Annotated in this window: 16 protein-coding genes; 10 read left to right on the top strand and 6 right to left on the bottom strand. The window is 69.1% G+C overall.

The window, feature by feature from the left end:
* Window positions 1-68 precede the first annotated feature (68 nt).
* The gene (locus tag ACQEXA_RS62015; RefSeq protein WP_433135418.1) at window positions 69-752 is read right to left on the bottom strand and encodes a histidine phosphatase family protein; all 684 of its coding nucleotides are present in this window, start codon (window positions 750-752) and stop codon (window positions 69-71) included.
* Between the two features lie 1,671 nt (window positions 753-2,423).
* On the opposite strand from ACQEXA_RS62015, the gene ACQEXA_RS62010 reads away from it, so the two are divergent.
* Entirely contained in the window at window positions 2,424-3,122 is a 699-nt protein-coding gene (locus tag ACQEXA_RS62010) for a SigE family RNA polymerase sigma factor (protein WP_432942259.1), read from the top strand.
* Window positions 3,123-3,719: 597 nt separating this feature from the next.
* Here ACQEXA_RS62010 and ACQEXA_RS62005 read toward each other — a convergent pair.
* Window positions 3,720-5,291, bottom strand: a complete 1,572-nt coding sequence (locus tag ACQEXA_RS62005; RefSeq protein WP_432942257.1) for a PP2C family protein-serine/threonine phosphatase — start codon at window positions 5,289-5,291, stop codon at window positions 3,720-3,722.
* 1,009 nt (window positions 5,292-6,300) lie between these two features.
* Here ACQEXA_RS62005 and ACQEXA_RS62000 point away from each other — a divergent pair.
* The 4 genes from ACQEXA_RS62000 to ACQEXA_RS61985 all read left to right on the top strand — a co-directional run bounded on the left by ACQEXA_RS62000 (window position 6,301) and on the right by ACQEXA_RS61985 (window position 11,231).
* Window positions 6,301-7,290, top strand: a complete 990-nt coding sequence (locus ACQEXA_RS62000; RefSeq protein ID WP_432942255.1) for a TIGR03617 family F420-dependent LLM class oxidoreductase — start codon at window positions 6,301-6,303, stop codon at window positions 7,288-7,290.
* 337 nt (window positions 7,291-7,627) lie between these two features.
* The gene (locus ACQEXA_RS61995) at window positions 7,628-8,398 is read left to right on the top strand and encodes a PAS domain-containing protein (RefSeq protein ID WP_433135415.1); all 771 of its coding nucleotides are present in this window, start codon (window positions 7,628-7,630) and stop codon (window positions 8,396-8,398) included.
* Between the two features lie 550 nt (window positions 8,399-8,948).
* Entirely contained in the window at window positions 8,949-10,169 is a 1,221-nt protein-coding gene (locus tag ACQEXA_RS61990) for an RNA-guided endonuclease InsQ/TnpB family protein (protein ID WP_433135413.1), read from the top strand.
* 3 nt (window positions 10,170-10,172) lie between these two features.
* Window positions 10,173-11,231: a PP2C family protein-serine/threonine phosphatase gene (locus tag ACQEXA_RS61985; protein WP_433135411.1), complete on the top strand. Its 1,059-nt coding sequence runs from the start codon at window positions 10,173-10,175 to the stop codon at window positions 11,229-11,231.
* On the opposite strand, the gene tnpC is transcribed toward ACQEXA_RS61985, so the two are convergent.
* Both tnpC and ACQEXA_RS61975 read right to left on the bottom strand, forming a co-directional pair.
* The gene (gene tnpC, locus ACQEXA_RS61980) at window positions 11,135-12,583 is read right to left on the bottom strand and encodes an IS66 family transposase (RefSeq protein WP_432920114.1); all 1,449 of its coding nucleotides are present in this window, start codon (window positions 12,581-12,583) and stop codon (window positions 11,135-11,137) included. The genes ACQEXA_RS61985 and tnpC overlap by 97 nt on opposite strands.
* Before the next feature lie 33 nt (window positions 12,584-12,616).
* Window positions 12,617-13,237 (bottom strand): aquaporin, encoded by a 621-nt coding sequence (locus ACQEXA_RS61975; protein ID WP_433135409.1) that lies wholly within the window; start codon window positions 13,235-13,237, stop codon window positions 12,617-12,619.
* Between the two features lie 471 nt (window positions 13,238-13,708).
* Between ACQEXA_RS61975 and tal the strand changes: the two genes are divergently transcribed.
* The 4 genes from tal to ACQEXA_RS61955 all read left to right on the top strand — a co-directional run bounded on the left by tal (window position 13,709) and on the right by ACQEXA_RS61955 (window position 20,908).
* Window positions 13,709-14,818: a transaldolase gene (gene tal, locus ACQEXA_RS61970; RefSeq protein WP_432942245.1), complete on the top strand. Its 1,110-nt coding sequence runs from the start codon at window positions 13,709-13,711 to the stop codon at window positions 14,816-14,818.
* Between the two features lie 146 nt (window positions 14,819-14,964).
* Entirely contained in the window at window positions 14,965-16,857 is a 1,893-nt protein-coding gene (locus ACQEXA_RS61965; RefSeq protein ID WP_433135407.1) for a BTAD domain-containing putative transcriptional regulator, read from the top strand.
* A gap of 465 nt (window positions 16,858-17,322) precedes the next feature.
* Complete coding sequence (locus ACQEXA_RS61960) at window positions 17,323-19,359, top strand: zinc ribbon domain-containing protein (RefSeq protein WP_432942241.1); 2,037 nt, start codon at window positions 17,323-17,325, stop codon at window positions 19,357-19,359.
* A gap of 367 nt (window positions 19,360-19,726) precedes the next feature.
* Window positions 19,727-20,908, top strand: coding sequence for a serine hydrolase domain-containing protein (locus ACQEXA_RS61955; protein ID WP_433135404.1), 1,182 nt, complete (start codon window positions 19,727-19,729; stop codon window positions 20,906-20,908).
* Window positions 20,909-21,573: 665 nt separating this feature from the next.
* On the opposite strand, the gene ACQEXA_RS61950 is transcribed toward ACQEXA_RS61955, so the two are convergent.
* On the bottom strand, window positions 21,574-22,602 hold the full coding sequence (locus tag ACQEXA_RS61950) for a nuclear transport factor 2 family protein (RefSeq protein ID WP_432942237.1): 1,029 nt from the start codon (window positions 22,600-22,602) through the stop codon (window positions 21,574-21,576).
* Between the two features lie 562 nt (window positions 22,603-23,164).
* On the opposite strand from ACQEXA_RS61950, the gene ACQEXA_RS61945 reads away from it, so the two are divergent.
* Complete coding sequence (locus tag ACQEXA_RS61945) at window positions 23,165-23,611, top strand: PAS domain-containing protein (RefSeq protein WP_432942235.1); 447 nt, start codon at window positions 23,165-23,167, stop codon at window positions 23,609-23,611.
* A 308-nt stretch (window positions 23,612-23,919) separates the two neighbouring features.
* Here the strand turns inward: ACQEXA_RS61945 and ACQEXA_RS61940 are convergent, their stop codons facing one another.
* Window positions 23,920-25,200, bottom strand: a complete 1,281-nt coding sequence (locus ACQEXA_RS61940) for a S53 family peptidase (RefSeq protein WP_432942233.1) — start codon at window positions 25,198-25,200, stop codon at window positions 23,920-23,922.
* Window positions 25,201-25,417: the final 217 nt, after the last annotated feature.

Raw genomic sequence — 25,417 nt, 5'->3', positions numbered from 1 at the left:
CTCGATCGGTGCCGTCGCATGCTGGCCGGGACGGTCGGTGCCGCCACCCCCAACAGCCTGGCTCGCCCCTAAACCGACGGGGGCTGTCCCACGCCGTTGACAGGGAACCGGGCCCCGCCGCCCGGTGAGAGCGTGTCGAAGGTCGGGCTGAAGTTCCATCCCAGGAGGCTGGGCCGTCCGTCGTGGTCCCCGAGACGGCCCACGGACGCGGTGCGCAGGGCCAGGTACGCCGCCACGGTGGTCGGCAGGCCGATCCACCTGGCCGCAAGGATCCGAATGAAGTTGCCGTGGGAGATGAGGACCACGTCTTGGCCGCTGTGCAGCGTGCGACGGGCGCGGGTCAGGACGCGGTCGGCCCGCGCGGTCACCTCCGGCACACACTCGGCTGCACAGCCCTCGAACCGGACGGCGTCGTTCCAGACGTCATGGTGGCACGGTGCGGTTGGGCAGCCGTCGTCCATGGTGCGGCCTTCGGGCAGTTGGTAGTTCCACTCCCGCAGATCCGCGCTGATCTCGACCTCCAGCCCGGCCAGCGCCGCCGTGCTGCGGGCACGCAGCGCGGGACTGCACAGCACCTGGGCATGACGATAGGTCGCCAGGTGCGGACGGAGCAATGCCGCCTCGCGCTCGCCCGCGGTGGTGAGGCCGGGGTCGTCTTGTCCGGTGTAGCCGGGGTCGTCTTGTCCGGTGTAGTAGCGCCGTTGCCGATTCCAAGTGGTCTCCGCATGCCGGACGAGGATGATCTGAAACATGTGCAAGCCCCTTTCCGGTGGCTCCGAAAGCGGGCCGGCTCTCGGGGATCGTCTGAGCGTGTAAGGCGCCTACACGGGTTCCAACCGTGTCCGCTTTTGCGGGCGTGGCCGCTCGTCTGGCCGTGGAGTCCACGGATCCGGCCAAATGGCAGGGGCCGGCAGTGCGGTTGGATGCACAGCCACGCGCCCGTCGGCCCGAAGCCGGCCGGCACGGACGGGGTCGCGTAGGGCGAAGTCGTCGAGGCGGCAGATCATCTGGGGTGCGATGAAGGAACCGCCCGAGGCGACGACCCTCTCGGCGGCCGTCCACCTCCCTGTGGAGGAATCCCAAGACCACCGCGACCTGCTCCCTGCCCATACGGCAACCGGCGTCGCGGCAGAGCTAGGGCCTGGCCCGATGCGAGGGAACTGCGTCTCAGCGGCGAGCCATGAAGCTGCCCGCCCGGGTGGTTGAACCCCCCCGGGGCGTGCACAGCGCTCGGATCCACGAGTGGGACCACCCGGAAAGGCCCCCACCATGTTCTGCTCCAGGCACCTTCGTTGTTGGCTCCGCGCCGGCCTCGCGGGTGCACAGCGGCGGCCGGAAGGCCGCTTTGCGGCCAGGGCGGCGATGTAATGGCCAGGGTGGGTATCGGCGTGGTGGTGCGCCCCCGCACTCACCGCGTGGGCAGCTTCCGACCGGCAGGCCGGATGGCTGTTCGTGGGCGTGTTCGCCCTGATGGCGGCCGGGCCGGCTGCTTGGGCCTCTCGCCGCGTCCCCGTCCAGGCGGGCGGCGCCGCACAGAGGGCAAGATCGGCCTGCGCCCGTCGGCTGCGACCGCAGTCCTCTCGAGAGGAACAACCTGGCCGCGCGGGGCCCGCGGACCTTCGTTTGGCCGGGTGCCCCGCCGAGCGGAAGCGGTCCGACGCGCACGGCACAGGCGCACGTGATGGACGTCACCTGAGAGCCACCGAAGAGTCTGGACCGCCCCGCAACCCCGAGGCCGATCGCACGTCTGTCCAGGTGGAGGCGCCTCCCCACAGGGCCGCTGTCACGGGAAGCCACCCGCGGCGGACGCCCGACTCACTATCAGCAATTTGATTCGAGGAGAAACCTCGTGGCACGACACGCTTCTCAACGGAGCCTCCGACCGAGCCGGATGCGCACCATCCTGGGAACCTCCGCTGTCGGCGCGGCGCTCGCTGTCGGCGGCGCCTTCACCGCCCATGCCGCCGCAGGCTCCGCCAAGCCGATGACGGCCGAGGAGTCGGACCACCAGCACGGCGGCGTGTCTGCGCAGCCGATGCCGGGGCCGTACGGGCCTAAGGATTCGGCGTCTGCGCAGCCGATGCCGGGGCCGTATGGGCCTAAGGGTTCGGCGTCTGCGCAGCCGATGCCCGGGCCGTACGGGCCTCACCCGCACTCCGTTGCACAGCCGATGACGCTCGAAGAGGCCAGGAAACTCGGCATCCGCCGATGACGCTCGGGTGGTCGAGCAGCACGGCATGGTGCTCGAGTTCCGCCCGATGACGATCGGACAGTGAGCCGAGCAACTGGGCCACTGACCGGGCCCGAGCCGCTTTGCGGTCCGGGGCACACGGGGCTGCCGGGCGGGTGCCCGGCAGCCCCCTCCGTCCGCCACCGGCTGCCTTGCACGGGTGCGGGCGAGCACCACCACGTCCAGGAGACCCATGAGCACAGCGACGATTCCGGTTGCCCCGACCAGGCCCCACGGCCTGCCGTCGTCCGCACGCGTGCGGGAACGCGCGCCTGCCTGCGCCCTCGCGCGCCTGATGCGCCGTGTCGGGGCATGGTTGCTGCACCGCTCGGCCGACGGGCGGGCGGGTGCGGCCGGCGCTGAACTGTCTCCGGTGCCGCTCGCGATCGCGGCCGTCGCCCCGCGCAGGCCCGGGATCGTCGAGTTGTACCACCATCGCCGCCTGGACCTTGTGCGGCTGGCTGTGCTTTTGGTGGATGACCTTCCCACAGCCGAGGACGTGGTCCAGGACGCCTTCGCGGCGCTGTTGCGCCGGTACGGCGACCAGTTGGCCGGCGTGGACGACCCGGCGGCCTATCTGCGCACCAGCGTCGTCAATGCCGCCCGCTCGGTCCTGCGCCGCCGCCGGACCGCCCGCGCACATGTCCCCGAACACGAGGGCCACGCCCCGCCTGCCGAGGAGTACGTGCTGCTGCACGAGGAGCACCAAGAGGTGCTGGACGCCCTTGGGCGCCTGACCCGGCGCCAGCGTGAGGTTCTGGTCCTGCGCTACTGGTCCAACCTCACCGAGGCCCAGATCGCCGACACCCTGGGACTGTCACGTGGCACGGTCAAGTCCACCGCCAGTCGTGCATTGGACGCCCTGGGGCGGCAGATCGAGGCCTTTCGATGACCTGGCACGCATCCGCCCAGGCCTTGTGTCGTGTCGGCCGGGCGCAATTCCTGGAGGCATCTCGATGAGCGAACACCGCTTCCGCCCTCACCAGGAGTTGCTTGAGCGCCGACTGCGCGCGGCCCTGCGCGCCCGGGCATCCGCCGTCGACCTGAACGGCCTGCGGCCCGCCGCCCCGCCGACCGCGCCTGCTGCCGTGCGCTTCTCGTCGGGCCGCGCAGGCCTCGTCCTGGCCGGCCTCGCCGGCCTGGCTGCGGCGCTGGCCTGCGCCCTGCTTCTCCTCGCCCATCGACAGCCGGCGCCGGTTGAGCCGGCGGGAAGGCCCTCGGTGTTTCATACCCAGGACCCGGATCCGCCCCCGGCCACATCTCCCTCGGCCGTCCCTTCGCCGTCAGGCTCCGGAGTACAGCACACGATTCCGACTGCTGGGAGCCCGTCGGCACCGAGGTCGCGGGGAGTCCCTTTGCCGGCCGCGGGAACTGCTGCAGGGGTTCGGGGAGCCTCCTCGCCGTCTGCTTCCGCAGACCCTGCTCCCGGCTCGTACGGACTGCTGTTGCCGAGACCTTCAGTGAGTCCTTGGTGAGCTTGCGCGGGGCATCAGCGTCTTTGAGACCGTGTTGAGGTCTCTGCCTCTGAGCCCAAAGGAATTTCGAACCAGACAGTCCTGCCGTCGGCATGGTCGCGAACTCCCCAATGCTGTGCCTGTTCGCCGACTATGCGCAATTCCCGGTCGTCGCATTCACCTTGCGGTGCCGCGCTCATGGTTCTGCAGGTGTCGAGCACCTCGACGAGCAGCACATCCGTGCGGTGCAGGCGGACACCGAGGGGGCAACCGTCGTCGCAGGTGGCAGCACTGAGCAGTTCCTCGACCAGAGGCTCTGCCGTGTCCGCGAGCAGTGGCAGGTTCCACTGTTCCAGCTGGCCGCGGATGAGGTGGCGCGCCCGACAGGGCTCGGTGCTGCCGCAGGAAAGGTCCCATGAGGCGGTGCGGTGGTGGGGCAGGCCCCTGATCGCCACCGCCAGGAGGGTGATGTCGTCCTCGCCGCCGTGTGGGCACAGATCGGTGAGGATGGAGTCGCACAGCTGGTTCAGCGAGTGGCCGCCGCGGCCGAGTGCGGTGGCCAGGCGGTCCATTCCGACGTCGATGTCCTGATCGTGGGTCTCTATCAGCCCGTCGGTGTACAGCATGAGGATGTCGCCCTCGGTGAGTTGCAGTTCGGCAGTGGTGTAGCGCTGCTCACCGATGCCCAGCGGCGGACCGGCGGGGATATCGGGGAACTCCACGCAGCCGTCGGGGTGGAGGATCGCGGGCGGTGGATGACCGGCCCGGGCGATGGTGCAACGACGGGAGGCCGGGTCGTAGATGCCGTGCAGGCAGGTTGCGATGTCGGACTGGGCGTGGCCGGCGGCCATGAGTGCGTCGATTGTGGTGAGCAGTTCGGCCGGTTCCCTGCCTTGGCTGACTCCGGCTTGCATGAGTGTCCGTAGTCGGCCCATGACTGCTGCGGCGTGGATGTCGTGTCCGCTCGCGTCGCCGATGGTGAGCGCGACGCGCCCGTCCGGCAGGGCCGCGACGTCGAGCCAGTCGCCGCCGACCAACGCCGAGCGGCTGGCGGGCCGGTAGCGGTGGGTGATTTCCAGCCCTGGGTGGAGGGGGATTTCGCGCGGCAGCAGGCTCATCTGCAGTTCCAGCGCGACGGCCCGTTCGCGGGCGTAGCGGCGGGCGTTGTCGAGCGCCAGCGCCGCGAAGGCGCCGATATGTGTGGCTATCCGCAGATCGGCCTGGGAGAAGGGCACGCGGTGCCGGCCACGATAGAGGGTGACCAGTCCCAGGACCTGCCCCCGTGTGGCGAGTGGGACGGCCATCATCGAGTGGAGGCCGAACCTGCGGAGGTTCGCGCCACTGGGCCGCTTCGGGTGCGGCCAGTTGCCGTCGTGGTCCAGCCGGGGCACCAGTATGGGCTCGCAGAGCGGGCAGGCGGCGTCGAGTTGCGGCAGCGCATCCCGCAGGGTGCGCAGGGGGCCCTGGTCGATGCCGTGCACGGCCGCTCGATGCCAAGCGGACCGGTCGTCCAGTCCGGAGGTGGGCGGATCTTCGCCACGGAGTACCGGTTCCAGCAGGTCGACCGTGCCGTAGTCGGCCATCGCCGGTACCAGGACCGCAGTCATTTCCTGGACCGTTCGGCACAGGTCCAGCGTGGTTCCGATCGTGTGGCTAGCGGTGCCCAGCAGGGCGATCTGCTCACCGGCCCCGGTGGCCGCTTTGGTGGCGGCAGCCGCATGCCTGAGACCTGCTGGGACCTCCCGGACGGGGTTTTCGGAGGGGGGGAGACCTTGCATCATGACTCCGAAGAGAAGCGGTGGAAGGGGGGAGCGGCGTGACCGGCGCATTTGGTCTTTATCCCGTTGCAACCGTTTTGCCGAGATTCGTTATCGCCGCAGCCCGGCCGTAATTCCCACGGATCCGGCCAGAGCGTGCTGTGGGCACCGACGCCCCGCTCGTCCTGTTCCTGACGGTGGCGGCACTCCTTGAGCGCGGCCGACGTGTGAGGCCCTGCACCACGGAGCCGGCGCGGTCGGTGTGGGGTTCCGGCCTTGGCGGTCGGGTTGCGTTCGCGGTGCGTCGCCGTCGGCCGGTGTCGGCTCTCCTGCCCGCCGGTGCGGCGGTCGCCGCATTCCGGGGACATCGCTGGTCGGAGGTGTCGGCGCCTTGGTGTCGCCGGCTGCGGGGGTGGCGATCCTCACCGCGGTCGTGCCTCCTGTGCACGCCCCAAGATCGCCGGCGCCCCGTGAAGGCCCCGCGGGCCGTAAGTGACAGCCGGCCGGGTGCCGCCTGTCCCTCGATGCGGCAGCGGCATTCCCGCGGAGGGTGTGAATCACCTGGCGTCGGCGGACTCGATGACGTGTCACCCGGCCGGGTCATACCGGGACCGGGCCGCTGGGGCTTGACGAGATCATCGACGCTATGAACGATGTATGTTGTCATACAAAGCGCGGGTGGGTGTGCGGAAGCGGGAGTTCCGGCGGCGATCGAGCGCAACCCGCTGCTGTGAGCAGCCCCGCAAGACCGTCGGCTCTTTGACACCGACGTGACCGACTCGAAAGCCCACCGCAGTGGTCGCCTCAAGGCGGGGTGCTGCCGGCGCGAGGCACCTCACCTCAAGGAGCACGTCCCACCATGAAGATCGACCGACAGATACGCGCAACACCCACCGGTACCGGACACGAAGCAGCCGAACTGGAGGCGCTCGGGTACGACGGACTGTGGCGCAGCGAGATCAACTCTGATCCGTTCGTCTCACTCGTCCCTGCCGCCCTGAGCACGAACCGCGCCGACATCGCAACAGGGATCGCAGTCGCCTTCGCGCGCTCTCCGATGAACGTCGCGCACATGGCGCACGACCTGCAGGCCATCTCGGAGGGCCGATTCATCCTCGGCCTGGGTACGCAGGTGAAAGCGCACATCACTCGGCGGTTCTCCATGGAATGGAGCCGGCCGGCTGCACGGATGCGCGAATACGTACTCGCCCTGCGGGCCATCTGGCACGCCTGGAACACCGGTGACCGGCTGGAGTTCGAGGGCGATTTCTATCGACACACGCTCATGTCGGCCGAGTTCACCCCCGCGCCGAACGACTACGGCGCACCGCGCGTCTTCCTCTCCGCAGTAGGGGGCAGGATGACCGAGACGGCCGGAGAAGTAGCCGACGGACTGATCCTGCATCCGTTCACGACGAAGAAGTATCTCGAAGAGATCACCCTGCCAGCGCTCGATCGGGGCCTTCGGGCTGCGGGCAAGGAACGTGCCGACTTCGAGCTCGCCTTCGCCCCCTTCGTCGTCTCGGGATCGTCCGAGGAGGAGTTCTTTGCGAGCAAGCGGGCCATCCGCGCCAGGATTGCCTGGTACGGCAGCACTCCGTCCTACCGCCAGGTCCTGGAGATCCACGGCTGGGGCGACCTGGGCGAGGCCCTGCACACGATATCCGTCAGCGGGGACCCTGAGCAGATCGACAGGATGTTTGAACTCATCGACGACGACGTCCTTGAGGCGTTCGCCGTCGTCGCACCGCCAAAGACGGTGACCAAGGCCCTGACGGCCAGGGCCGGATCCGCCGTCGACCGCCTGCTGCTCTCTGGGGAAGGGTGCGGCCCGGAAGACTTCCGATGATCGGCGCCGCGCAACCAGCGTTCCTGTCGTCGTCAACGGCTGCCGTCGTGTGCCTACCCGGCCGCGCACGGAAGGGAGAGCCGGCCGATACGGCGTTTCCCCCTCTTCTGAAGCAGTACACGTTGATCGCAGTTGCCGGGCACGCACCCGGCCGGGGGCCGCTTCTTCCGTGTGGCAGGGGCAGGGTCCGAATCTGTGCAGGCATAAGCCGGCGGACTTACAAGGGCTGGATCAGTTCGCCGGGATTTATTGCTGTGGCCTGGCCCGGGTGCCAGGCGTGGAGAAGTTCCCGGGCCTGTAGGAGGCTGGGAGAAGAAGGCGGATGGGAGGCGTGGCCATGAATACGCACCCGACTTCGGCAGGCAGTGCCTCCGGATATCTCTCCGTACAGGCGTCGGTAGCCACCGCGACGCTGGGCGCCGACGGCACGGTAATTGCGTGGACTCCAGAGCCGGACGAGTGGCTTGGTTACTCTGCAAAGGACATCCTTGGGCAGCCAGTGACCTCATTGCTGGTCGAGGAGTCCGACCGCGCACTTATAGCCGGGCGATTTCAAAAGGGGGACAGTTGGGCAGGTAAGGTGCTCTTGCGTCGCCACGAGGGCTCCAACGCAGAGGGATGGCTGCGACTGGATTCGGTTCCGAATCCCCATGAGACGGGCACGCGCATGTGGTTGGCCACCATAACCGACATCGAAAGCATGAAGCGTGCGGGCGAAAACTCGGCACTTCTGAAAGCCTTGTTCGACAGTTCCCATATAGGTCTGGTGATTTACGACGCAGAGTTGCATATAACATTTGCGAACACAACACTGCATCGATGGCTGCACGTCCCCGACACCGAACTCGTCGGGCGCAGTGCCCTTGAGCTTCCAACCCACGTGCAGTTGAAGGACTACGAACGGGCTCTGCGGTATGTACTCATGACGGGACGGTCGATTGTCGGCGCACGATTTCGCAGCTTCGAATTCACAGATGCCATCTATGACAACTGCTGGTCGCTTCCATTTTTCGACTGGAGGACCAGTCGCAGCGGATCCTCGGACTGGCGAATATTGTATTCGACATTTCCAAGTCCATGCGATCTCGTGAACGCCTATCGCTCATGAGTCGTGCCATCAAACGCATAGGGACAACTTTGGACCCTACCCAGACCGCCACAGAATTCTGCGAAGCAATCGTTCCGAAGGCGGCCGACTTCACCTCGGTCGACCTCCTGGAATCGGTGGTAAGCATGCATGACCCGGGGGAGGCGGTCGAACCCGATACTCCGATGCGGAAAATGGCCGCGAAATCAGTCCACGAGCTCCTCACCGCAGAGATCACTCAGGAAGACAAATTTAATTTTCCATCGCTTTCTCCGCAAATAGTCGCCATGTCCGAAGAACGGCCCATCGTCATCCCAGCGCTGCACGAGGACACCGAGTGGTATTCGGCAGACCCGGTTTCAGTGTCCCAGCTTCTCGACCTGGGGGTTCACCGGATTTCTCCGAGGATGCCCCGGCCTTCAGGCCGGGGAGGAATCGGACTCCTGCGGAGCAGGGCAGGGACAGCCGGATCGCCGTCAGGGCGATCCGGCGTCCACCCCGCACGGCCGTGATGCCGCCCACAACGGTCAAGAACTCTCAACTGTCAGTCCTCCCAGGTAGGTTCGGATGCATGACGACAGAAGCGACCACGAAGGACACCGGGCATGCCCGGTACACCTTCCGTGTACGCCTGTCGAAGACAGCCCGGCGCGCACTCGAAGCCGAGTGGGAGCGCTGCCGCTGGCTCTGGAACGAATGCGTGGCCAAGTCCAAGCAGGTCCACCAGCAGAGCAAGGAGTCCGGCGAGAAGCTGACGTGTGGTCCGGCCCAGCTTGACAGGATGCTGACCGAGGCGCGTCGGGTGATGCCGTGGCTGGCCGAGGGTGCCTCGGTGCCGCAGCAGCAGGTGATTCGGGACTTCGCCAAGTCGCGGGCGAAGGCGTTGAAGGACGTCAAGGACGGGCTTGCGCAGCACCGCCGGGCGGGGATGCCCCGCTTCAAGCGGAAGCGGGAGGCCAGGCCGAGCCTCAACTACACGAAGCGGGGTTTCCGCCTCAAGGACGGTCGTCTGCACCTTGCGGGCCAGATCGTGCTGAGCGTGGTGTGGTCGCGGGCTCTTCCGGCCGACCCGTCGAGTGTGCGCGTGTACCAGGACACGCTCGGGCACTGGTATGTGTCCTTCGTCGCCCCCGCGCGGACCGAACCGCTTGCCCTCACGGGGCGGGTGCTCGGGGTGGACTGGGGTGTGAAGGAGACCGCCACCACCACGGATGACGCCTACGATCTCCCGCATGCCGAGCACGGCAAGCAGGCCGCGCAGGGGCTCGCCCGCTACCAGCGGATGATGGCCCGGCGCCGGCGCCCGAAGGGCCGGCCCGCATCCAAGGGTTACCGGAAGGCGCAGGCACAGGCCGCGAAGCTGCACAAGAAGGTCGCGCGGCAGCGGGAGGACACCGGCCGCAAGTGGGCCAAGTCCGTGATGCGTGATCATGACGGGGTGGCGGTGGAGGATTTCCGCCCGAAGTTCCTCGCGAAAACCGCGATGGCCCGCAAGGCGGCCGATGCCGCCATCGCCGCCACCAAACGCGCTCTGGTCGAGATGGGGCGCAAGCACGCACGGGACGTCCGCCTCGTGCACCCGGCGCACACCACGATGGACTGCGCAACGTGCGGGGCGAGAACCAAGCACGCACTCCCTCTCTCGATGAGAACCTATGCCTGCACCGTGTGCGGAGCCGTCTCGCCCAGGGACAAGAACTCCGCCCGTGTGATGCTGGTCCGGGCAGGTTGGAACCCGGACGGTGCCGAGGGCGTAAGACCTCCTGGTCCGCTGGACCAAGAGGCGGCCTGAGCCGTGAATCCCCACGCAGCCCTGGAGGGTGGAGAATCCCCTCCCTTCAGGGAGGGGAGCCTTCAAAGCGTGATGGTGGTGCCCCTGGTTACCCGTGGCCGCGCCATCGGCGTGGCGACACTGCTCCGATGGCGGAGACCCATCCCGTTCGAGACCGATGACGCCCTGTTGGTGGAGGAGCTGGCCTCCCGGGCAGCAGCGAACATCGACAACGCGACTCATTACGCCAAGACGCACCAGGTCGCCCTCACCTTGCAACGACGGCTGCTGCCCCAATGCATCCAGGAGCTTCCAACACTGGACGTGGCGTACCGTTATCTGCCCGCAGATACCAGCGTCGGCGTCGGCGGGGACTGGTTCGACCTCATCCCCCTTGCGCGTAACCGGGTTGCGCTAGTGGTCGGCGACGTCACAGGGCACGGCATCCACGCCGCGGCGGCTATGGGAAGGCTGCGGGCCACCATGTGCACCTTGGCCGCCCTCGGCATGGCTCCCGGCGAGCTTTTGCACCAAGCAGACAGGGTTACTCGCCTGCTGGGCGAAGGGGCCGGCGACACCGAAGACACCTCGGATGCTGACGAAACATGCGGCTGGGGCACCATCGGCGCCACATGTCTTTACACCCTGTACGACCCCACATCCCAACGCTGCACCATCGCCTCCGCCGGCCACCTGGCCCCAGCGATCCTCGACCCATCCGGCAGAGTTGAATTCCCCGAAGTGCTCGTAAACCCCCCTCTGGGCATGAACCTGCTAGAACTGCCTTCCCCAACCACCGACCACGAACTACCGCCGGGCAGTCTCATCATCCTGTTTTCTGACGGACTGGTAGAAAGGCGCGACCGTGACATCGACAAGGGGATGGAAATCCTCAAACGAAGCCTGCAAAGCATCGACCCGTCACCCCAGCGCCTCTGCGACCTAGCGCTGCGCACCATGTTGACCGACGGTGACTGGTTTGGTGGTCAGGCTGGGGTGGGGATCCAGGCGCCTCGGCCGTCGAAGAGTCGGGTGATGGTGTCGAGCAGGTTGCGGCCCTGCTTGGCGGCGGTAGATAGGTAGCCGCGCACGGCGAAGAAGCGCTCGGCTCCGGGTGCCGTGCGCCAGCCGCCGGAGATCTTCTGCTGGATCTTGGCCATCCGGATGGCCTGCTCGCTGGTGTTGTTGTCGAAGGGCACCCGCCAGTCGAAGGCGAACCGGAGCACCTGGTGGCTTTCGGTGTCGAGGCGGTCGAGCAGGTTCGCGGCCTTGTCCCGTTTGCGGCGTGGTTCGCCGGGGGCGCGGGGCGGGTGCAGGGTCCGTCCGGCGGCGATGATCTCCTCGTAGCGGGCGGTGAGGCGTTCGAGGGCGTCGACGGTGAAGCCGGTGGCGTGAGGGTGCGCGGTCTGGATGTTCTTGATCTCGTCCCAGGTGTCCACCAGCAGCGCGGCCAGCTCTTCGGCCCAGTCCTCGGGGTGGCCGGCAGGCGCGTTGTCCACGACGGAGGCCAGTTCGCGCAGGTGGTGGGCATTGCATAGGGCGTGGACCGCGTCGGTGTACGTCTTGTAGGGCTTCCAGCCGTCGTGGACCGCGATGCCGGTGAAGTGCGGTAGGACGCCCATGGCTTCGAACGCCTTCACGCCGCGCTTCGTGTGGACCTGGTAGAGCGTCAGCGAGCGGGTGCAGGCGGTGTGTACCCAGCAGGTGCGCCCCGCGATCCGGGTGCCGGTCTCGTCGAAGCCGACCACCTCGCACTCGATGAGTTGCTGCCGCACGGCCTCGGTGTGCGGGGCGACTGCCTCGGCGGCCTGCCCGGCCCACCCGAGCAGAGTCGCGGTGGCCACATCCGCGTCCAGGCAGTCGGCCAGCAGTTCGGCGCACCGCTCGTAGGGCAGGTGCTGGCGAGTGAGCAGGTAGACCGCCAGGCTCTTCAGCCGCGGCCCGTACTGGGCCGGGGCGGCGGGGGCGTCGGAAGGGGTGGCGGCAGCGTTGACCTGCCCGCAGGCGCAGCGGCGGTGTTCGATGCGGTGCTCGGTCACCCGCAGGCGGATCTCGGGCAGGTCGAAGACCTGCCGCCGCTCGATGGAGACTACCTCGGCCCCGGTCAGGTCACCCGCGCAGCCCAGGCAGGCGGTCGGGGAATGGACCTCGATCGCGTCGGGCTCGTCGACCTGCATCAGCGCGCCCCCGGCGCCGCCGCGGGGCTTGCCCGGGCCTCGGCCCGAGGGCTTACGTAGCGACGTCGGCCTCGCCAGCCCGTCGCTGGACGGCGGCTTGGAGGAGTTCTTCGAGTTCATCCCCAGACGCCGCTTCAGCTCACCGTTCTCCGCGCGCAGCTCAGCGATCTCGGCCCGGGCGGCCGTCAGCTCGGCCCTCAACTCGCCAACGAGTGCAATCAGTTCCGCGTAGCTCGGCAGCGGCGGGGTGTCGGACACGAGATCCAATGATCAACGAGTTGGACGCCAAGATCAACTCAGTGCGCCAGGACCACCAAACCAGTTACGACCGACGAAGGACCAATCGCCGACGACGTGACGGTACTCATCGCACGCACCAAGACAGTCCCCGAATAATCTCCTGGCCGGACGCAAAGCCGAGCCCGCACGTATGCACCTGCGCGAAACGGTAAACGGGACATCCCGGGCGACGGCATCGGTCGCGGCGGTCAGTGGATCGGCTGACGGCGAAGCCGACGGCGGGATCCGCCGCCAGCCGGCCCCACAGCAGCCGGTCGGCCCCACACCCGCGACGGGGCCGGCCAGTTGGGAGGCGGCGTAGGCAGCCGCATCCCGCCCCGGCAGGGCACCCATCAGCCAAAACACCAGCGAGACAGCCGGGTTCATATGGCCGCCCGAACGCCGCCCGAACGGCGAGATGATCAGCAGACCGACGGTGGTACCGCTGACCACGGCGTCCGCGACCAACTGGCCCTCGGGGGAGGGGAGGGCGCGGGCCGGCACACTCCCGGCGCCGAAGAGGTACCGGAAGAGGGTGACCATCACCAGCAGCAGGATCGCGGTCGCGGCGAACTTGCTCAGCCACTCACGCCAGTTGTGTCGGCCCAGGCTGCGCCGGCTCTGCGTTCCCACAGCATCCTCCTGATCACCGCGTGACGACACGCGTACCAACGGGACGCCCGGCCTTGGCCGTGCCCGCCCTCCGGCCGTCTGGACGTCCCGTTCACGGCCCCGGGCGGCCCGCTTTCACGAAGCCACCGGGCCGCGTGATGCGGGGCGGTTGTGCGGGGTCAACCCGCGCCCGGGCCGGCGGCATGCCCACAGGCACGGCCACATGGCCCACGGATCAGGCCACGGCCGCCCGGTGCAGGACGCTTCCGCCGCCCGGTACCGGCGGTGGCCACCGGCCGGCCGTCAGGACGAGTCCGCCCCGGGGCGAAGACGGGCCGCCCACACTGGCGCGGCGCCTTGCACCGCTCTTGCACAGCCGGCGCCCCGCCCCCGGCCGCGCAGTGCAATCCGGCTGCAAAGCCGCCCGCCAGGCTCGCCGCACACCCCGGGGGGCATGCCGCACGCCGGCCCCGAAAAGAAAGAGCGACACCCATGACCGACCCTCTTGCCCACCTCACCGCGCACGGCGTCGCCGTGTGGCTGGACGATCTCGACCGGCACGACCTGGAGTCGGGCGAACTGCCCTCACTCGTCCACGCCGGGAAAGTCACCGGCATCACCAGCAACCCGACGATCTTCCAAGCGGCCATCGGCGACGGCAGCGGTCCCTACCGCGGGCAACTGGAGGAACTGCGCAGCGCAGGCGCGGACGTGGACCAGGCGCTGCAAGCCCTGACGACCCACGACGTCCGGCAGGCCTGTGACCTGCTGCGCCCCACCTACGAGGCCTCCGACGGCATCGAGGGGTATGTGTCCGTGGAAGTCTCCCCCCTTCTGGCCCACGACACCGCCGCCACGCTCACCGAGGCACGCCGGCTGTGGCAGCTCGTCGACCGGCCCAACGTCCTGATCAAAGTGCCGGCCACGGTGGAAGGGGCGCGCGCCCTGACCCTGCTGCTCGCCGAAGGGATCAGCGTCAACATGACGCTGCTGTTCAGCCTGCGCCGCTACCGCGAGGTCATCCACGCCTTCTTCGACGGACTGGAGTACGCCCAGGCGCAGGGACGCCCCCTTGCCCCGATCGCCTCGGTCGCTTCCTTCTTCGTCTCCCGCGTCGATGCCGCCGTCGATGCCCGCCTGGCCCAACAGGGCGGCCCCCAACAGGTCGCCCTGCAGGGACGGGCCGCACTCGCCAACGCCCGCCTGGCCTACCACCTGTACGAAAAGGCGTTCTCCACCCGGCGCTGGCAGCGCCTGCGCGCCGCGGGCGCCCGCCCGCAGCGGCCCCTGTGGGCCTCCACCGCCACCAAGAACCCCCGCTACAGCGACACCCGCTATGTGACCGGGTTGCTCGCCCCGGGGACCATCACCACCATGCCCCGCCACACGCTCGACGCGGTCACAGACCACGCCGCCTTTCCAGCCCAGGGGGTGCGCGGCACCTACCGGGACTCCGCCCAGGTCCTGCGCCGGCTCCAGAACGCCGGCATCGCCTACGACGAGGTCATGGCCGCCCTCGAGAAGGAAGGACTGGAGCGCTTCGCCGACTCCTTCACGGCCCTGCGCGCCGCGGTGCACCGCGCACTGCAGAGCCGGCCCTAAAACGCCGCGCCAGGGGCAGGGCGAGGGGTGCGGCCGGCGGCCAAAACCGAGGGGTTGCCGTCCCGTCAGCCCCTGGCGGGCAGGCGCGCGGTGCGGCGAGGCTGGATGCCGGTCCTTGCCCCGCGCCACGAAAGAGCACCACCTGCATGCCGTCCTGCACGACCGCCCTCATCCTGGGAGAGCCCGTCCACCTGCGGCTCATCGGCCCCCTGGAGCTCCTTGGGTCAAAGCCCGGCAACCCGCCCGGCATCCCCAAGGGACGCGCGGAACTGCTGTTCGCGTTGCTGGCCGCCCACCGCAACCGGGTCGTCAGCAAGGACACCATCATCGAAACGCTCTGGCCCGACCATGTCCCGCCCACCGCCCCGCAGACGGTCGCCTCCCTCGTCAGCCGGCTGCGCAAAGTGGTCGGCACCTGCCTGGAACGCACAGGATCCGGATACCGGCTCAACACCACGGGCTGGCAGGTCGACGTGGACGAGGCGGCCCGCCTGACCCAGGCGGCCGAACGGCACCTGCACGCCGGCGAACCCGCGTTCGCCGATGTTGCCGCCCGCAGGGCACTGGACCTGCTGAGCGCAGGCCGCGCGGTCGAGGAGTTCCAGCCCGCCGGCTGGAGCCAAGACCTCGACCGGACGCTGGAGCGGCTGGTGCGCCGTGCCCGCGAAGCCGCCTGGCAGGCCGCCCACCACCTGAACGACCACCGGCAGGCGGCGCACCTGGCCGCGGCAGCCGCGCACGACGACCCCTACGACGAGCCGGCCTGGCGCGCCTTGATGACCGCCCAGTACCGTCTCGGTTCGGCCGGCGCCGCGCTGCACACCTTCAGCCGACTGCGCCGCACCCTGCGCACCGAGCTGGGAGCAGACCCCGACCCGCACACCACCGCCCTGCACGGCGCCATCCGCCAGGGCCGGCCGACCCCCACCCCCGCGCACCCGCGGCCCGCAGCACCGGCCGGCGCCACCCACCCACACCTCGCCGGCCGGGATGAAGAACTCGACCAACTGCAGGCACTGTGGCGTCAGGCGCTCACCGGACAACAACCCACCACCGTCGTGCTGCGCGGCGGGGCCGGAGCCGGCACCTCCGCCCTGCTGTCCGCACTGCACCGCCACGCCCACCACCACGGCGCCACCGTCCTTGCCGCACAATGCCCCCAGCCCGAACGCCTCCTGGCCACCCCCGCACTCGAGCAGGCCATCGCGGACTACTGCCGCACCGCACGGCCCGAAGAGGTCACCCGCGCCGCCGACGGCATCGCACACCGACTGCGGGCCGCCATGCCGCACATCGACACGATCACCGGTGCCGCCGGCCACGGCGACGAGCACACCAGGCCGCCGACGCACGCGCACACCGACGCAGCCGCCCTTTTCCTGCGCAGACTCTCCACCGACCACCCCGTGCTGCTGGCCGTCGACGACGCCCACTACGCGGACGCGCGCACCCTGGAAACCCTCCACCACCTGACCCAGGGCGACACCGGCCACCGGATGATGGTGGTCCTCGGCGCGCGGGAGGACGGCGCCGACCGCATCGCACGACACCTTCCCCACACCACCCAGCTGCCCCTTGGACCGCTTGCGCCCCCTGCCGTCGCCGAGCTGGCCGCCCGCCACGACCTGCCACAAGCAGCCCACCGCGTCCACCAACTCACCGCCGGCCGCCCCGCCCTGGTCCTCGCGGCCCTCCAAGCCGCCCACCAGGGCGCACCACTGGATGAGCCGGACCACCTGCCCGACACACTGATCAACGCGGCACTCGACCTGGTCCACCACGTCGGCGAGCCGATGACGCACCTGCTGCGCACCGCGGCTCTCATCGGCCCCACCTTCCGCTTCGAACAGCTGCTCAAGGCCACAGGCACCGACGGCTGGAAAACGGCCCAGCAGATCGAACAAGCCCTCCGCGTCGGCCTCCTCACAGCCGACGGCGACACGCTCATGTTCGACGGCGAGCTGCTCCACATCGCCCTGTACCAGGCGGTGCCCGCCCCCTTGCGCGCGGGCCTCGCCGCATACGCACGCTCCCGATGACAGCAGCAACACCCCCCCGCGGTGCCCGCCGTTCCCTCACCCCAACGGGCGCCGCCGCGCCCGCGACGAACGACGACGCCCGCGCCGGCCCCTTGGCGCGGTGGACGCCGTCGCCCGCCCGCCCCTGCCGGGCGGGCGGGCCCACGGGCCCTGCGGCCGTCGCCGGCCCTGCCGCGCCCCATGGCGAGCAGCGGGCAAGACGTAGACGCATGGATGGATCGTGGAGCCGCGAAGTGCTGCCGTTGCACGGGGCGTTGTCAGTGGCGGCAGGTAGCTTCGACGTTGGTTGCCGCGCTCGCCACGCTGCGGATTAGGTGTGGGGGTCGGAAACGGGAAAAGGGAGGTGGGTCATCAGTGAGCACGCAGCTGCTTGAGAGTGTGCCTTCCTCCGTTGCTCCCGGGCGCCGGTTCCGCGGGAGGAACAAAGGGAAACGGTGGACGCGGGGTGCGGACACCGAGCTTGCGGTGATCCGCCTCCCGTTGGACGTTCACGACCCCGGCACTCGACACCGGGCCGAGCAGTTGTACTCGGCGATGTGGTCCGTCAAGCGTGCGCTGCAGCGGAATGCCCGGGACGCAGTCGATGCGTACTGGGCGGGTGATGTCCGCCGTGCGGCGGACGCGAAGGCGTGGCGTCTTGAGCTTGGCCTGTCCCGGGAGGGGATGGAACGTCGCGCTTACCGGCACATGGAAAAGTCCAAGCATCTGGGCCATCACGTCACCAAAGCGCTGGTGATGCACCAGGCCGATGAGGTTTTTGAGACGTCGGTGAGTCGGCACCTGTTCCCGGACTTCTCCGGCCGTCGGCACGGGCGGCCACGCGTGGGCCGGTGGTGGGACTACACCCGTATCCCCGGCCGGGCCCGCTCGCACACCACGGGCCGGAAGTGGGAGACGTTCCGCCTGCACGGCACGCTCGCCGGGCACCTGGCCGCCTACCGGCACCGCAATCTTGCACCAACCGTTACCACGCCTGAGCAGGCCGCCGTGCTCCCCTCGGGGGCGCGTGTTCTCGAGCAGCCCAGGCGTATGCCTGCACCGTCGCGGCCTGCGGGACGAATTGCGACGGGCGAGGTGACAGCCGACGGCAAACCGAAGACGCGAGCCGCGACGTGGTGGGACCACACCGGGCCCCTGGCGATTGTGTTCACCGGGGGCGCCGATTCGAGCCGCGGCGACCTGGTCTTGCCCGTACGGCTGCCGTCCGGCTCCGGCCGCTGGCCGCGTCTGCTGCACTTTCTGAACAACCCGGAGACGTGGCACAAGATTGACCTCGTGCGACGTCGTGACGCGTCCGCGCCGGGCGGGTGGGCGTACGAAGCCCACCTGATGGCCCTCTGCGGCGGTTACGCATCTCCCGCTACGAAAGCTCGGCGAGCCGCAGCGGCTGACCTGGAACGGGTCGGTGGGGTCGATGGCAACGTCTCCAACGTGTCCGTCGTTTCGTTCCCGGCCACCTTCGACCCTGCCCACGGCGCTATCGAGGCGACCCGCATTGAGCTCTGCGACGACGAATGCGCCGCCCTGGCGAAAGCCCGGCGCAAGGAACGTGGCCGCAAACGCGCCCTGGACCGCTCCCGCAGGGCATCAAACCCCGGCCAGTACGGGCCGTCGAAGCGGCAGCACGCCCGGGCTGAGCGACGTGCGGCCGCCAGCCTGCCCGAGCGGGTCGTCGAGGTGCCGGGCGGTGCCCGCGCAGCGAACAAGACGGGAGTCCCGAAGCAGGCGTACCGGCGGGATGTTCTCTCGGTCGGCTACCGCCTCAACCGGGCCCGGCTCTCCGAAGCCGCCGCGACCGCGGCCGCGGCGAAAGACCACCGCGCCCGACGCATAGCCGAAGACATCATCGCCGACCACGGCGCCAACCTCACCGTTGAGGACTGCGACATCCGCACCTGGTACCACCTGTGGGGCAAAACCTTGCAGGCCACCACACCCGGCAGACTCATCACCGCCATAGCTCGCGAGTGCGAGAAGACCGGCGGGCGGATCCTCCGTGCCTCCACCTTCACCACCAAGCTGTCCCAGACATGCTTCTGCGGCGAGAAGGTCACCAAAACCCTCGCCGACCGGATCCACACCTGCGCGTGCGGGCTCGTCGGCGATCGGGACATGATCTCCGCCGCCCTGGGCGCCCACGTCCGTGTCGCTGACCCAGACGACCCCAGCACCGCGCGCCTGGACACCGTCCAGACGCGCACCACACAGATCGTGTTCCATGAAGGGCTGCAAGAGGCCCTGTCGAGTCAACCGCAGCGCGGTGCCCGCCCCGCACGGGGCCGCACCCACGCGGCAGCCCACAAGCCGGAAACTCCCGGCCCCCGTGGGCCTCTGCTCGGCAAAACACCACCGCCCGGTACCGGACAAACCCCGAATGAGACCCGCCCCGCAAGCAAGCGGCACAAGGCCCACGTCGGAACAGCCGGCTGTACGGACCAGCGCCACCCAGGCGCGCCACCTCCCTCCGCACAGACACCGGACGGGCATCACAGCATTACGTGATGACTCTTAGCTCGCGGACCCAGCACGGGGGTCGCTGCCCAAAGCGGTCATACATGCCACATATCAGGCATTCATTGTGCGGCCCGGCCGGCACTCTGGCTCGCGGGCGGCTGCTGCCTGGTCCGCCGTAAGAACCACCGCTGCGGGGCGCTCACCTGTTGGGGGGAGACGCAGCATCGGCCACGCGGCTGAGGTGACCACGGCAGCCGCCGACGAGGCTGGATGGTGCGTCGCTTCCCCGTGGGCGGCGCCCGCCGTCCGGGCGGGAGATCGGGTGATCAGCCGGTCTCCCGCCCGGCTCTGGGGCGGGCGCGGTGGCGCGTGTGGATTGTGAACCGGACAACCCCTGTACGCGAGAGGCTTCTTCATGCGCCTTCCCCTGCTTGCCGCCGCCACCGTCCTGTCGGGTGCCCTGGCCGTGCCCGCGGCGGTTCCCGCCTTCGCCGACTCGGCCCCTCCCGCGGCTGCCGCCACGTACGGTGCTGCTGCTCACCGGCCCGGCGTCGCCGATCACCTCGCGTGGCACAAGGCCCTGGACGACGTCGTCGCGGCGGGCGTGCCCGGCGTCATCGCCGAGGTACACGACGTCCGCGGTATATGGACCGGCACCAGCGGCAGGGGCAACCTGCACCACCGCCAACTCCCGTCGGTCGACGGACGCTTCCGCGCCGGAAGCAACACCAAAACATTCGTCGCCACCACCGTGCTGCAGCTCGTGGCAGAGAAGAAGGTGCGCCTGGACGCACCCATCGAGCGCTACCTGCCCCACTTGGTGCCAAACGGGAAGCACATCACCGTCCGGCAACTGCTCAGCCATCGCAGCGGACTGTTCAACTACACCGACTCCCTCTGGGGCGGCAGCCTGGAACAGATGTACAAGACCCGGTTCCGTAACTGGACGCCCCAGGAACTGCTCGCCGAAGCCTTCCGGCACGCCCCCTACTTCGCGCCGGGCACTGCCGGCCACTACTCCAACACCAACTACATCGTGCTCGGCATGCTGATCGAGAAGGTCACCGGCAAGAGCGCCGAGCAGGAGATCACCGACCGGATCCTGGGGCCCCTGGGACTGCGCCACACGTCTTTCCCGGACAACTCCGTCCGGATCCCGGGCCCGCACGCCCACGGCTACATACGCATGAACGGCCCGGGCTCCCCGCGCATCGACGTCACCGAGGAGAACATGTCGGCGGCGTCGACGGCCGGTTCGCTGATCTCCACCACCCACGACCTGAACCGCTTCTTCAGCGCACTCATCGGCGGAAAGCTGCTGCCGCCGGCCCTGCTGCGCCAGATGCAGGACGTCAAGCCACTGCCCAACCAGTCGCCCTATGGACTCGGACTCGACCGCATCACCGACCCGGCATACGGCACGGCCTACGGTCACACCGGCGGAACCCTGGGATACACCACCTACAGCTACACCACCGCCGACCACAGCCGCCAGGTCACCATCTCCCTCAACACCATGATCGACTCGCCGCAGATCAAGACGGCCATGGACAACGCACTGACGACGCTGCTGCGCCCTGCCGCCGAGTCGGAATAGGAACCATTGCCGAGATCTTCAGTGGGACGGCATTCGTCCGGCAGGGCGGATCTTCCGGCTGGCTTCCGGATCGTCTTTGGCACGACGCCCTTCGTGCCGTTACCGCCTCGGACGCGACGCGAGGCGGGGGGGCGAGCGAGTCCGCGAGCAGGTCGCCGTTCGGGTCGGGCAGAAGAGGGCCGCGATCTAATAGGAGCAGTTCGAGCAGTTCACCGCAGATCCGTGGACGCTGAACAGGCCGAGGGGCTGCTGAGGCAGTCGACGCGATCGCCCTGCCAACCTGTGTGGTCAACAGCGGCTCACACGGGCATGTGTGCCATGCCCTGGCCCGGCACTGGGTTGTACGAACGCTGCTGGACCGCACCTCCAGTGCCACCGACGCCGGTCGCCCACGGGGCAAAGCCCGGCCCCAGACCTGTTCTCGCACGCCGCCCAGCGGATGGTGCCGAACCGGCAACCTGCCGTGCTGACTGTGGGGTTGGCGGCTTTGCAGACGCCGTGGCGCACCAGCCCAGGCGTGTCCTCGCCCCCCGCGCCCCGCCCGGCAGACGTGGCCGCCGGTAGCCGGCCACCTCATTGCGCCCGCCGTGGTAGGCCCCCGTTCGGCCACGAACGCCCGTGGCTGGCAACCGCATTGCCGGCCCCGGACGCTGCACGGCCGGGGGCTACTTTGCCTTATGCGGGTTCGTGAAGAAGTCCTGCCAGGCGTTGGTGTCCACCGGAACGTCCTCCATCTTCACGATCTTTCCGTGGCGGATGGTGTAGTACATGGTCACGTCCACCGACTTGACCTCCGGATCCCAGGGACGGTTCATCCGGATGAACTCGCGCGCGAATCCGCCCGCGCTGTCGCCCGCCATCGCGGAGACGTCCAGCTTGTACCGGGTTCCGACGGTGGCCATCACCCGCTTGCGAAACGTGAGGAAGCCGTCCCATCCCTTGTACACGCCTGAGATGTCGGAGTGCCCGGGGATGCGTACTTCGACGTTGTCCGAGACCATGCGGTGGATCCCGTTGAGGTCTCCGCTCCAGAACGTGTTGTAGAAGGTGTTCAAAAAGCCCGTGTTCTTGGGTGAGATGGCGTGCGCGCCGTCGGGCAGTGCGGGCGCCGGCTGGGAGGAGGCCGGTGTGCCGCGGGGCGTGTCGAGGGAGGGTGTCCAGTAGGCGTCGTAGACGTCCTGCTCCTCGGGCATGGTCCATGCCTCCGAGACCCGGCCGTCCTTGATCTTGTACTGCATGGTGAAGCGCAGCGTCCAGATCTTCGCCGGGTCCTTCTTGCGGTTGAGGGTGACGATCTCGCGGGTGAAGGCGGTGTCGCCGTTCACCGCGAAGTGCGGGACCTTCAGTTCGAAGGTGCCGCCGTTGTAGCCCAGGATGTGGCCCATGAACTCTCGAAGGCCTTCTTTCCCCCAGTATTCTCCGGCGTTGAGGCCCTTGCCCGGCACGTGCATGATGAAGTCGTCGGTGACGAACTTCTGCGCGGCGGGAATGTCGCCCTTGGCGAAGGCGGCGTAGAAGCCCTCAATGAGTTTCACCGTGTCCTGCGAGGTCTGCTTGGATGCCCCCGCGGAACCGCCGGCGAGTGTGGTCTCGTGTGGCGTAGTTGCCGCCCCGGCGGCCGGTGCGGCGACGACCGTCGCACCTGCTGCGGCAACGAGGGCGGTGGCTATGGACAGTGAAGCAAGCTTGCGCATCTCGAACTCCTCGCAGCTGTGCGGACCACGGTGGCGGGTTCCGTCGTGAACCCGGTCCGGTAACAGCCGCCGTGACGTGATTGGTCAAACCTTGAAAACGGGGCGCCGCCTCGTGTCGTGAAGGCAGGCGCGCGTCACTTCGGCCCGTCCGGTGTCGCAGGCGGCGCCTGGCACCCGCCGAAATGACCCCGAGACTGCAGTGTCCCCGCCGCCTTTGCACCGAGTTTGCATCGTGGTGCCTCTGCGATGCCGGGCGGGCGTGGTCTGCGGCGTGCAAGCCGTGTGCAAGGCGGTGTTGGACGGTGGTGAGGAGTTGCCCGGCCCGTCGGCCTGGCCGGAACGAACGGCACAAGCCGGCCCGATCGAGCCTGAGCGGCGCTCGTGGGGAAGGGCCGCGGACCGGGCGACCGGGCACTGCCATGACCGGGCAGACCGACCTCGGGTTCACCGCCGCGAACGTTGGCGCGTCCGCCCGCTCGTGACGGCAGCCCCGCAGGGCCGCACCGCACCGGCCCGGCGCACTGCCCGCGCCGGGCCGGCCCCGGGATGAAGGAGAGCAGCCATGACCGATGCACCGCCCACCCGCCCCACTGTGCCGGCGACGGCTGACGGCACCACCGAGCCCTTTGGCGAACTCCCGGCCTCCTACGCGCGGGATGTCCTTCACGAGGCAGTGGAAGCTGTGATCGTGGCGGACCGCAGCGGTGTCATCCGGAGATGGAACCCGAGTGCTGCCCGGATGTTCGGCTACTCCGCCGAGGAAGCCGTGGGCCGGCCGGTGGACCTGATCGTTCCTCAGGAGCTCCGCGCGGCCCACTGGGACGGATACCGGCACGCCGTCTTTCGGGGCGTGATGGCCGAGCCGGGCAAACTCGCGGCCGCACCGGCGGTGCACAAGGACGGCACGCGCCTGTCCGTCGAGTTCCACGCCACGCTCCTGCACGATGACCGCGGGGATGTATACGGTGTGGCCGCCGTCCTGCGTGACGTCGCCGCAGATGCGGATTGAGACGAGCACACACGCAGTGAGTTCCCCCGCAGCCACGTGCGGCAGGACTCTCCGTTGAACCTCCCCGCGCGATGCCAACCGCAGTCAGGGGCCGCGTGGGTCAGGCAAGCCCCTGGACCGCACGCGCACGCAGGCGCGACTCCTGTTGTGCCGCGCGAGGGCGCCGGTTGCGGCCGCTGATCGGGTGCGGAGAGGGCGGTCAAGGCGTGTGGCCCGGTCCTGGGGGACGGGGCCACACGTTGTTATGTCGCTGTTTCCAGGAGTGTGTACCTGTCCTGCTGTGCTTGTTGGGCTGGTGAGTTGCGGTGTCAGAAGGCGCCGAGGCCGTTGGGGGTGCCCAGTCCGGTGGGGCCGTCGTAGCCGGGAAGGGCGTTGCACAGGTAGTCGCCGCCGCAGTCGTAGCCGCCGTTGGGGAAGCCGTTGCTGCCGCTGGTGACGTCGAAGAGCTTGTCGGCGTGTGCGTAGAGGTAGGACGCGTCATTGATCTGGCTGCCGTTGCCCGCCAGGGCGAAGACGCCGGCGATGATGGGTGAGGAGGCGCTGGTGCCTCCGAACACGAGCCATCCGGCGTGGGAGCCGATTCCGTAGGTGTCGTACACGGCGACGCCGGTGAGCGGGTCGGCGACCGCGGAGACATCCGAGACGGTGCGCATGTCGCAGTGGGGGTCCTTATGCCAGGCCGGCTTGTCGATCCAGGCGGAGCAGCCGCTGCCGGCGGCACCGTGGGTGCCGTTGGGGGATCCCCAGGCCGCTTCGGTCCAGCCGCGGGCGTTGGCGGCCTTGGTCAGTGAGGTGCCGCCGACGGAGATGACGCTGCTGAGGGAGGCCGGGTAGGAGGCTTCGTTTTGGAAGCCGGAGTCGCCGGATGAGGCCAGGATCGGGACGCCGGGGTGGTTGTAGTGGCTGGCCATGTCCATGATGCCGGAGTATTCGGGGCCGCCGTAGCTGTTGGACACCTCCGTCGTCCCCAGGCGGACGGCGGTGTCGACCGCGGCTGCCAGGTCCTCGTAGGAGGAGGAGTCGGCTTCGACGAGCAGGATGCGGCAGCCGGGGCAGGTTGCCGAGACCATGTCCACGTCCAGGGAGATCTCCTGGGACCAGCCGGGGTCGGGGACGGGCAGGGAGGTGGTGGTGCCTCGCTGGTCGACCTTGTGGAAGCAGCCGTTGGCGGTGGTGCAGGCGGACAGGCCGTAGGTCTGCTGGTACACCGCGAGGTCAGCCTCGGCAGTGGGGTCGTCGTAGGCGTCGACGATGGCGACGGTCTGGTTGGCGCCGCCGGTCGAGGGGAGCTTGTAGGCCGAGCGCAGGTCGGCCGGTCCGTAGCCGGAGGGCAGGCCGGCGGCCTGCGTGCCGGGGCGGGCGTGTGCTGCCGGCCCCCGCAGACCGCGTCCGCCGTGGATGTCGGTGCGGTACTGGGCCAGGCAGGCGGCCTTGCCGCTCCTGGCGGCGCCGCATGCGTGGGCGACCGTGCCGGTCGGGGCGTGCGGAGCAGCCTTGGTGGGAAGTGCGTCGGCGGTGGTCGGCACTGCGGCGGCGAGAGCCGCAAAGAGCGCGGTGACGGTGAACGTACTCAGCAGGCGACGTATCATGTCATCTCCTCAGGAAACCCGGGACATCACCGGCCCGCCCTCCCCCGGGCAGGGCGGACCGGTAGCAGTGGGGCGAGTGGTTGTCGGCCCGAAGGCGTCAGTGCCGGGCGGTCACGGTGTAGGCGTTCTGCACGGTCTGGGTGATGGAGCCGCCGGCGGTGTCGATGGCGCTGACACGTAGGGTCGGCATGGTGCCGATGGCCGACCGCGGGGTGAA

Origin of the sequence: Streptomyces sp. CA-106110 (assembly GCF_050936285.1) — a bacterium.
Lineage (GTDB): Bacteria > Actinomycetota > Actinomycetes > Streptomycetales > Streptomycetaceae > Streptomyces.
Note: the sequence above shows the minus strand (reverse complement) of the source record. Positions and strands in the feature narration are given on the sequence as shown.